Origin of the sequence: Anabaena sp. UHCC 0399 (genome assembly GCF_034931465.1) — a bacterium.
GTDB classification, from domain to species: Bacteria; Cyanobacteriota; Cyanobacteriia; order Cyanobacteriales; family Nostocaceae; genus Trichormus; species Trichormus minutissimus.
This window is the reverse complement of the sequence record NZ_JAYGGZ010000048.1, coordinates 20,843-29,150: the sequence shown is the minus strand read 5'-3', so window position 1 is coordinate 29,150 and position 8,308 is coordinate 20,843. Positions and strand designations below refer to the sequence as shown.

Here is an 8,308-nt window from a genome sequence, read left to right as displayed (position 1 = left end):
GGTGACAGGAAAGCAGGGGGAGAAAAATACAATGCCCAATCTGATTAATGACCTGTTTTGAATTTTGTAGCTTGCTTTCCTTACGGAACGCTACCGCGTTGGTGTTAGCCTCTGTCTACGACACGCTCCGCGTTCGCGAAGCGTCCCGCAGGGAACGTAGAGAACCCGATAGGGTATTTTGAATTTTGAATTGGAGCGAAGCGACTTGACTCGTAGTGGATACACCTTACCTGTTTTTGCCTGTGCTGCTGCTGTGGCTGCTTTACATTGCTTACGCCACCGTCAACCTTTACTAGTGGCAACAGTAGACTTGATTACACCTGCACAAATAGCCGAAATCCCGATAGAACAGGTAGCCGGATTATCAGAGAATATGGCGTTGGCAATTACTCGCTCTGATCCCGGTGATAATCTGGATTTAACCAAAAATACCCCGGTTTGGACGCTGGTTGAGTGGGGAGGGGTGGGGGATGAGCAAGTGACTATTCACGGTGGGGAGGGAATTGGTAAGCAAATTAATGCTGACAATAACCCAGCGATTTATGGTTATGCTCGGAGGCTGTTGCAAGAGAACTTGTCTCGACTACTAGCAACATCGGAAAAAATCACGGTGACAATTATCTTACCAGAGGGGCGATCGCTCGCTACTCGAACTTCTAATGCTGCCTTTGGTGTTGTGGAGGGACTCTCTTTATTGGGAACATCAGGTATTTCTCAACCTTTAAGTACACCTGAGCAGTTAAATACTTTTCGCACTGAATTACAACAAAAAGCTAGTCAGTTTTCAAGTTTGGTATTTTGCATCGGCGAGAACGGCTTAGATTTAGCCCCAAAAATCGGTATTAACCCTGAGAAACTAGTAAAAACTGCTAATTGGTTGGGGCCAATGTTAGTGGAAGCAGAACTTTTGGGTGTTAAAGAAATCTTATTGTTTGGCTATCATGGGAAGTTGATGAAGCTGGCTGGTGGGATTTTTCATACCCATCATCACCTAGCTGATGGGCGACGGGAAGTTTTAACTACCCACTGTGCTTTGGCAGGTTTAAACAAACAAGATATAGAAGTAGTATTTCACAGCCCGACGGCTGAAGCCGCACTTAAACACTTAAGAGCGTTAGATATTGCTACAGGTAGTGATTGGGTAAATCAAGTTTACAGTGCGATCGCCGAAACTATTGATGCCCGTTGCCAAGAATATCTCCACAGCCATAGTAATAGAGAGATTTTAACTACAGTTTGTGGATCAATTCTCTTTGATCGCGATCGCAAAATTATTGTGAAGAGCAAAACTGCTTGTAACTTAATTGGAAATTTATGTTAATTTATTATGAATAATCATAAATAATCCAAATAAATAATTTTTTCAGTAGCCACCCTAGGGTAATTTAACGTTTTAATACCTTGCCACATCGGCCTAGCAAACGCTTCTTACAGGCGTTTTTAATTGTCTAATCTAGTATTTGCTGACAAACCAGGCAGCAAAGCTGTATATTCTGACACACAGAGCAATCATCTACATCTAAACCGCACTTCCCCGATTATGAATACAGTGGTGACTCTACCAACCGAACAAGCCCCTCAAGCAGTAGAAGAGTTTGGGCGGCTTGAGCGTCAAATTATCGTCATTTTAGACTTTGGCTCTCAGTATTCGGAACTAATTGCCCGACGCATCCGCGAGACTCAAGTATACTCTGAAGTTTTGTCTTATCGCACCCCAGCTGAACATTTACGAAAACTAAGTCCTAAAGGCATTATTCTCTCTGGCGGCCCCAACTCAGTTTATAGTGATGGCGCACCCCATTGTGACCCAGAAATCTGGAATTTGGGAGTTCCCATCTTGGGTGTCTGCTACGGTATGCAGTTGATGGTAAATCAACTCGGTGGGGAAGTAGCCCAAGCGGACAGGGGTGAATACGGCAAAGCATCACTATACATTGATGACCCTACAGACTTATTAACTAACGTCGAAGATGGCACTACTATGTGGATGAGTCACGGTGACTCAGTCACAAAAATGCCCCCAGGGTTTGAAGTTTTAGCCCATACAGAAAATACTCCCTGCGCTGCTGTCGCTGACCACGACAAAAAACTTTACGGTGTACAGTTCCATCCTGAAGTTGTACATTCCATTGGTGGTTTAGCATTAATTCGTAATTTTGTTTATCACATCTGCGAGTGTGAACCCACTTGGACAACAGCCGCCTTTGTAGAAGAAGCAATTCGGGAAATTCGGGCGAAAGTTGGCAATAAGCGGGTACTGTTAGCTTTATCTGGGGGAGTTGATTCTTCCACGTTGGCTTTCTTGCTGTATAAAGCTATTGGTGAACAACTCACCTGTGTATTTATCGATCAAGGCTTTATGCGGAAGTATGAGCCGGAAAGGTTAGTAAAGTTATTCCAAGAACAGTTTCATATTCCTGTAGAATATGTTGAAGCTCGCGATCGCTTTCTCGAAAAAATGGCTGGAGTTACAGACCCAGAAGAAAAACGCCGTCGCATTGGACATGAATTTATTCAGGTATTTGAAGAAGCATCTAAACATTTTGGCCCCTTCGACTATCTGGCTCAAGGGACTCTTTACCCTGATGTGATCGAATCTGCTGATACTAACGTTGATCCCAAAACAGGGGAACGGGTCGCAGTCAAAATCAAGAGCCATCACAATGTTGGTGGTTTACCCAAAGATTTAAGGTTCAAGTTGGTAGAACCCCTGCGGAAACTATTTAAAGATGAAGTCCGCAAATTAGGACGTTCTATTGGTTTACCGGAAGAAATCGTCCAACGTCAACCCTTCCCCGGCCCTGGTTTAGCAATTCGCATCTTGGGTGAAGTCACAGCCGAACGGTTAAATATTTTACGTGATGCTGATTTGATTGTGCGGCAAGAAATCAATCAACGTGGCTTGTATCATGAATACTGGCAAGCATTTGCTGTGTTGTTACCAATCCGTAGTGTTGGGGTAATGGGTGATCAACGCACCTATGCTTACCCGATTGTATTACGGATTGTCAAGAGTGAAGATGGCATGACGGCAGATTGGGCGCGTGTCCCTTACGATGTGCTGGAAGTGATTTCTAACCGCATTGTCAATGAGGTAAAAGGCGTGAATCGCGTGGTGTTTGATATTACCTCTAAGCCACCTGGAACTATTGAGTGGGAATAAGATAATTCGTAATTCGTAATTCGTAATTCGTAATTCGTAAAAAAGTAGAGAAGTAGAGAAGTAGAAATACAACGTCTCTACTTTTTTTTGCTATGAATTAATAGGGTTTATTTAAGGTTTATTTGTGTAAAATATTGGTATTATCAGACACGATAAATTGCGTCTCTACATGGAGATATTTAGCTACTTAGTATCAAGACTTGATTTTGTCCAAAAATTCAACCGGATTCGTATATTTAACCAAGGTTCATACAAAGTTCATTTGGTAATGGTAGATGAATTGTGAAAGTAGCACCTTGTCCTTCGCCTGGGCTAGTAACGTCAATTGTCCCGTCATGCAATTCTACTAGATGACGAGCGATCGCTAAACCTAATCCTAAGCCCCCTTGTGTATAATGGTGATCTGCCTGATGATAACGTTTAAAAACGTGGGGTAAAAACTCTGGGCTAATGCCTATGCCTGTGTCTGTCACTGTAATTTGGGCTTGAGAATTTTTTTCTAATAGCTGTACTAATACTTTTCCCCCTGGATGCGTGAACTTAATGGCGTTGGAGAGTAAATTACCTAACACCTGTAGTAAACGGTTGATATCGCCAGTAATCGTGGGAATTGATTGATCTATTCTAGATTCTAGAATGATATTTTTCGCTTTGGCTGAGGGGTAAGCTGTCTCTATAGCTACACCGATAATTGCGGCTAGATTAACTTGGTTGAGTTCTAATTTTAATTTGCTCCGCAGGATACGCGATATATCCAGCAAGTCTTCTAGGAGTTTTGATTGGAATCTAGCATTGTGTTCAATAGTTTCTACCGCACGGATAAAATTAGTCTGATCAAATTTCCGAGTTCTTAAAAGTTGCGCCCAGCCGAGAATAGCATTGAGTGGCGATCGCAAATCATGAGATACCATAGCCACAAACTCATCTTTAGCTTGGTTGGCTGCTTCAGCTTCAGTCCGAGCTGCTTTTTCTAGTTGTAAAAGTCGGTTGCGTTCCGCTTCTAATTGTTTGTAATCATCAATATCTGTACTTGTTCCAAACCACTGTACAATCTGTCCTTGCTCATCTGGAATGGGTACGGCTCGTGCTAAATGCCAGCGATAGCTACCGTCATATTTTTGATATCTAATTTCCTGTTCATAAGGTTCTCCGGTTCTTATAGCTTTTATCCATTCCTGCATCACGGCTGAGATGTCATCTGGATGTACAACTTCTGACCAACCAAATCCCAGTGATTGCTCAACGGTTCTACCAGTGAAATCGTACCAGCGTTGATTGAAATGTTCACATCCTCCCTGAGCATTTGTAATCCAAACCAGATGAGGTACAGCATTTGATAAATAGCGGTAGCGTTGTTCACTATCCCGTAATTCTTGTTCTGTTTGCTTACGATCTGTGATGTCAAAGGCTGTGCCAACTATTTGATATGGTGAACCGTCAGCATTCCTAGCAAATATAGAGTTGCGACTACAAAACCATCGCCATTTACCGTCGGCGTGTAGCATTCGGTATTCATGTTCTAAAACTTCACCATCCTTAGCCGAATCAAATCTTTGGAAGACACTGGGAAGTTGAGCAAAATCGTCAGGGTGCATGAATTGAGATAAAAATTCTTGTCCCAAAGTTTGAATTTGTTCGGGAGTATAACCAAGTAAGTTTGTTACCTGTCCGTTGAGATAAACATTTTGCCCTTCTACCAAATCGTGAACATACAAAATTCCCGGTGTTGTTTCGGCGATGCGTTCGATCAGTTTTTGCGATTCCCGTAACCGTTCCTCACTCCGGCGCAACTCAGCACTTAACTGGGCTTTTTTGATGGCTGAGTAGACAGTTAAACGCAAACGTTCACCCGTAGTCTGTCCTTTAACGAGATAGTCATGAACACCACTTTTCATAGCTTGGACTGCGATCGCCTCATTACCGTAGCCTGTTAACATCACTACAGCAGGCATCTTGTCCTGGGTTAGTGTTTTCAGTTCTGCTAAAAATTCCAGCCCATCCAAATCGGGTAATAAAAAGTCTAATAAAATCCCGTCAGGTTGTAATTTTTGACATAATGCCAATGCGTCTTCACCTGATTCTTGTTCTAAAATTTGGTAGCATTGCTCTTGATCTTGCTGGAGATAACGACGATAAACCTGACGGTCTTCAGGACAATCATCAATAATTAAAATAGTTAGCGGTTCTGCCATGACTATTTGCTAACAGCATCAGGAAGAATCACAATATCTAACCAGTAGGTTAAAAAGCTGTGAATTGTTATTACTAATCGATTGATATCAATTGGTTTTAAGATATAGCTAGCAACGCAGTATTGATAACATATTTCAATATCCTTGGGGTTAGAAGAAGTAGTAAATACAACTATAGGAATAGATTTGAGGTCTGGATCTTGTTTAAGTTGGGCTATAATTTCTCGCCCATCAGTACCTGGCAAATTGAGATCCAACAAAATAATTGATGGCCGTGGGGCAATTTGAGAATCACTATAAGCTCCGTTATGGTAGAGAAAATCTAGGGCTTCATCACCATCTACACAACGAAACACAGGGTTTAATATGACTTCTTTTTGAATGAATCGCCGCAAAGCTTCAAAATCTTCATCGCTGTCTTCAATTACTAGTAAAGGTTGGGTGATGTTGCCAATCATGAAGAAGGAGTGTAGTGATAGGTGACAGGTGACAGGGGATAGAGGACAGGGGAAGCAGGGGAGGCAAAAACCAATGAATGCTCAATACCCAATTGAGTAATGAGTAATGAGTAATACCCATTGTGAATTTTTTACTCTGTTTCTTGTAATGTGAAATAGAACGTGCTGCCTTTACCATAGGTTGACTCTAGCCAAATTGTACCGCCATGCCGTTCCACAATTTTTTTAACAATAGTGAGTCCTGCACCTGTACCACCTCCGTATTTGCTGGGGCTGTGTAGTCGTTTGAAAATGCGAAAAACTGAGTCAAAATGTTTCTCCTTAATGCCTATGCCGTTGTCTTGGACGTAGAATGTGATTGGTCGTGGTACATTATCCAAGTAGCCAATTTCAATCCATTTGTTGGGCTTGTCGTTGTATTTAATGGCGTTGGCGATGAGGTTGCTAAAGACTTCGCCTAATTGGACGCGATCGCCATACACTGTTGGTAGTGGTCTGGGAATACGGATTTCTACGCCTGATTCCTGAATGCGTAGGTTTAACATATCTAAAATCCGATGTACCAAATCATTCAGGTTAGTCGGTTGCATCGAAAGATCCACTCTTCCTAACCGAGAAAAATGCAAGAGTGAATCAATTAAATCCTCCATCCGTTGGGTAAGACGAATGAGAGTCATTAACTTCTCTTTACCTTCGGCATCGATAATTTCACCATAGTCTTCGATTAAGAAGTTAGAGTAATTGTGAATCCCGCGCAGTGGTTCTTTTAAATCGTGAGATGCAATATAAGCAAAAGCATCTAATTCTTTATTGCTCCGTTCTAGTTCTATATTCAATTGAGCTAATTCATCAGCCTTTCGCAGCACCACACTGATAATTGCACTTCGTAATTCTATGGCTGCATTGACTTCATAAGATTTCCAAGGTAGGGATTGGAGAAGGACTGTTTCTTTCCATAAATCAAAAGATTTTCGTGGTGATAGGCGCACACTTCCGTTAGCTACTACCTCGACAGGTTTATGAGGATTACCTCCCCAATTTACGGTCTGCACTACCTCTGGACGAAACCACAAAATATAGTTTTTTTGACTTTTAGAAATAGAAAGTATCATCAAACCACTAGCGACATTCCGCAGTTTTTCAGCTTCCGGATAAATTTTTGCTAGAGAATCAGTATAGAAAATCTCTTCATGCAGATTTTGACTAATCCAATTTACTAAATTATGAATATCTTGAGTTGTTGGAGTCTTACCAATAATATGATATTGATCATTAAAACAGACAGCAGCACCTGCTGCATTTACTAAGTGCAGTATATTCGGCTGATGCTTAATTAACGCATCAATAAAATTATTATCTAGCGACATATATTCTATTAACTTGCCATGCACAGATTTAACTTTTATTTTGGATTCTGTGTTTTCACTATCTTCTTTTACACTCATTTCTAGAGAAGTCATTTGTCCTAAAAATTCGCACGCACTACGAATTTCATAGGGGACATATTTAGGTGACTGATGATGGCAGGAAATTAATCCCCACAGTTGTTTATTTTTGATAATAGAAATAGACATAGAAGCAGTCACTCCCATGTTCTGCATATATTCTATGTGTAATGGTGAAACACTCCGCAATACTGAACTACTTAAATTGAGAGGCTGATTATTAACAGGATTATTTGTTGGTATAATTGTTGCTGCTTGATAGTTAACATTAGGTATTAGTCTAAGCCAGTTTTCAGTGTAGAGCTTTCTAGCTTGTTGAGGAATATCAGAAGCTGGGTAACATAAACCTAAGTATGATGTGAGATATTCCGGTTTTTCTTCAGCAATCACTGTCCCATTCCAATTTTTATCGAAGCGATAGACCATCACTCTATCAAAGCCAGTAATTCTTTTTACTTCTTTTGCTAAAATTTGGCTAAGTTCAGAGACATTTGTCGCCGCTTGTAATTTTAGCATTGCTAGTTTTACCAAGTGGTAAAAATTAAAAAAAGCATGATTTTTTTCTGATAAAATTGGTTCTAGCTCTAGGATAATAAACCCGTTAGAACGGTGAATAATACCATCAAAATTTATACTTCTATCATGTAATTTAATACAAAATTCTATGGGATTAACAATTGGTAAATCAGTGTTTTTTAGACAATCTTTTAATAGATTTATTTGTTCTTTTCCCAATAAAATATCTAAGTTTTGATTAATTAAGTTTTCTGGATGTATACCAAAAAAGCTAAATGTATTATCACTAACTTGTAAAATAGTTAATTCTGCTGAATGTAAAGCTAAAATAACTCCATGAGGTTGAATAGAACCAGGAATATGAATTGGTTCTTTATTACAGTTACTGAGGTCAACTTCAAATGTTGTATCAGTATTGCCAGTGTTCACTTTTTAGCCCTCATGATGATGACTTAATATGAGACTGACTCTAATATACTGTTGATTTCGTTACTAGATTGATTTGATCAAAGCAGAGTAGGGTTCTGTGATTCA

At 40.3% G+C, this 8,308-nt stretch carries 5 protein-coding genes; 2 read left to right on the top strand and 3 right to left on the bottom strand.

Going from position 1 to position 8,308, the window contains the following annotated elements:
* The first annotated feature begins 205 nt into the window (after positions 1–205).
* On the top strand, positions 206–1,321 hold the full coding sequence (cbiD, locus tag VB693_RS22330; protein WP_323268179.1) for a cobalt-precorrin-5B (C(1))-methyltransferase CbiD: 1,116 nt from the start codon (positions 206–208) through the stop codon (positions 1,319–1,321).
* Positions 1,322–1,540: 219 nt separating this feature from the next.
* Positions 1,541–3,163, top strand: coding sequence for a glutamine-hydrolyzing GMP synthase (gene guaA, locus VB693_RS22325; protein WP_190705969.1), 1,623 nt, complete (start codon positions 1,541–1,543; stop codon positions 3,161–3,163).
* A gap of 236 nt (positions 3,164–3,399) precedes the next feature.
* On the opposite strand, the gene VB693_RS22320 is transcribed toward guaA, so the two are convergent.
* The 3 genes from VB693_RS22320 to VB693_RS22310 all read right to left on the bottom strand — a co-directional run bounded on the left by VB693_RS22320 (position 3,400) and on the right by VB693_RS22310 (position 8,203).
* Complete coding sequence (locus VB693_RS22320) at positions 3,400–5,355, bottom strand: PAS domain-containing protein (RefSeq protein WP_323268178.1); 1,956 nt, start codon at positions 5,353–5,355, stop codon at positions 3,400–3,402.
* A 2-nt stretch (positions 5,356–5,357) separates the two neighbouring features.
* Positions 5,358–5,813: a response regulator gene (locus VB693_RS22315; RefSeq protein ID WP_323268177.1), complete on the bottom strand. Its 456-nt coding sequence runs from the start codon at positions 5,811–5,813 to the stop codon at positions 5,358–5,360.
* Positions 5,814–5,944: 131 nt separating this feature from the next.
* Positions 5,945–8,203 (bottom strand): ATP-binding protein, encoded by a 2,259-nt coding sequence (locus VB693_RS22310; RefSeq protein ID WP_323268176.1) that lies wholly within the window; start codon positions 8,201–8,203, stop codon positions 5,945–5,947.
* Positions 8,204–8,308: the final 105 nt, after the last annotated feature.